Source organism: Pannonibacter indicus, assembly GCF_001418225.1.
Lineage (GTDB): Bacteria > Pseudomonadota > Alphaproteobacteria > Rhizobiales > Stappiaceae > Pannonibacter > Pannonibacter indicus.
The window spans coordinates 1-1692 of sequence record NZ_LIPT01000033.1; the positions used below are offsets into that span (position 1 = coordinate 1).

Annotated in this window: 1 protein-coding gene and 1 tRNA gene; one reads left to right on the forward strand and one right to left on the reverse strand. The window is 56.6% G+C overall.

Annotated elements, in window-relative coordinates:
• The first annotated feature begins 102 nt into the window (after window positions 1-102).
• Window positions 103-1641 (forward strand): recombinase family protein, encoded by a 1539-nt coding sequence (locus tag ASC48_RS20310; protein WP_425270048.1) that lies wholly within the window; start codon window positions 103-105, stop codon window positions 1639-1641.
• On the opposite strand, the gene ASC48_RS19205 is transcribed toward ASC48_RS20310, so the two are convergent.
• Window positions 1598-1674, reverse strand: a tRNA-Met gene (locus tag ASC48_RS19205). The two genes, ASC48_RS20310 and ASC48_RS19205, sit on opposite strands and share 44 nt — an antisense overlap.
• Window positions 1675-1692 lie beyond the last annotated feature (18 nt).

The following is a 1692-nucleotide window of genomic DNA, read 5'->3' on the forward strand; positions in this document are numbered from 1 at the left end:
CTCGTCGGGCTTGTGTCGCTTGTTTGCCATTGTGGTCCTCCTTCAGGGTCAAAACCATACTTCAAGGTGGACCCGTTCAATGGGGGTGGATCACAGGCCTTGATGGCCGATGCGCGCTCCGCCCAGTTCGACATCATAGTGGCCGAAGCGCAGGACCGCTTGAGCCGCGACATGGAAGACATGGCGCGCCTCTACAAGCACCTGACCTATGCCGAACAGGCCATCCATACGGTCAGCGAAGGCCACATTACCCAGATGCATGTCGGTATCGGCGGCATGATGAGCGAAATGTACATCAGCGAGCTGCGCCGCAAGACCCATCGCGGGCTTGAAGGCCGCGCTCTCGCCGGAAAATGTGCGGGCGGCAAGGCCTATGGTTACAACAACGTCCGCAAGTACGATTCCGCTGGCAACCTTATCCCCGGCGACCGAGAAATCAACACAGACGAAGCTGCGATCGTCGAGCGGATTTTCCGCGACTATGTGAAGGGCAAATCGCCGAAGAAGATCGCCTTCGAACTGAACAGGGAAGGCGTCCCTTGCCCATCAGGCAAAGCATGGGGCGCAACGACGATCTATGGCAACCGTCAGCGCGGTACGGGCATCCTGAACAACGAACTCTATATCGGACGGCAAATCTGGAACAAGCAACGCTATGTGAAGAACCCCGAAACGGGCAAGCGCGTGGCGAAGCCGAACCCACAAGACAAGTGGGTCGTGGCTGAAGTGCCGGACCTGCGCATCATCGACCAAGCCCTATGGGATGCCGTGAAGGAGTATCAGGGCGAGCTGGATCGGAAATTGACCTATCAGGAAAAACAGCGTCCTCCGAAGCTGCTGTCCTTCCTGCTCAAATGCGGCTGCTGTGGTGGCGGCATGTCGATCGTCGCCAAGGAACGCTACGGCTGCTCGACGGCACGCAATAAAGGGACATGCGACAACCGGATCACGATCAGCCAGAACGTGCTGGAAGAGCGCGTCCTAAGCGCACTTCGGGACAAGCTGATGAATCCCGAACTGACCAAACTGTTCTGCGACGAGTATGTCGCGGAAATGAACCGTCTGCGCATGACCGCCAACGCGGATATCGTGAAGAATCAGAAGGAGCTTGAGAAGACGGAAAAGGCTATTCGCAAGCTGGTCGAAGCCATCAAAAATGGCATTGATCCGCTGCTTATCAAGGATGAGATAAACGATCTCTCCGCTAAGAAGGATGCCCTAACTGCCAGCCTGAATCAGAAAGAAGAGGTTCCGGCCTTCATCCATCCACGTATGGGTGAGCGCTACGCTACTGCTGTGCGCGAGCTTATCGCGTCCTTGAACGACCCCGATCACCGCGATGAATCGGCAAAGATTCTGCGTGGCCTGATCGACAAGATTATCCTCACACCGAACGGGGATAAGAGCGCCCTTGTCGCTGACCTGCACGGCGATCTAGCAGGTATCCTGCAAATCGCCCAAGGCGGCAAAGGGATTAAACTGAAACCACGGGAAGAGCTGAACAGGAAGCAGATTTCCGAAATCGAGCAGGTCGAAGCCCTGACGATTGCCTCTGAAACCGTTGATTTCCAAGGGCTGCACGCTGTGCAGGCCAAGATGGTTGCGGGGGCAGGATTTGAACCTGCGGCCTTCAGGTTATGAGCCTGACGAGCTACCGGGCTGCTCCACCCCGCGTTGAGGTGTTTTGGCGGT

Bases quoted from the DNA above. Each gene is read 5' to 3' on its own strand.
- ASC48_RS20310 (WP_425270048.1), top strand. From the start codon at position 103: ATGGCCGATGCGCGCTCCGCCCAGTTCGACATCATAGTGGCCGAAGCG.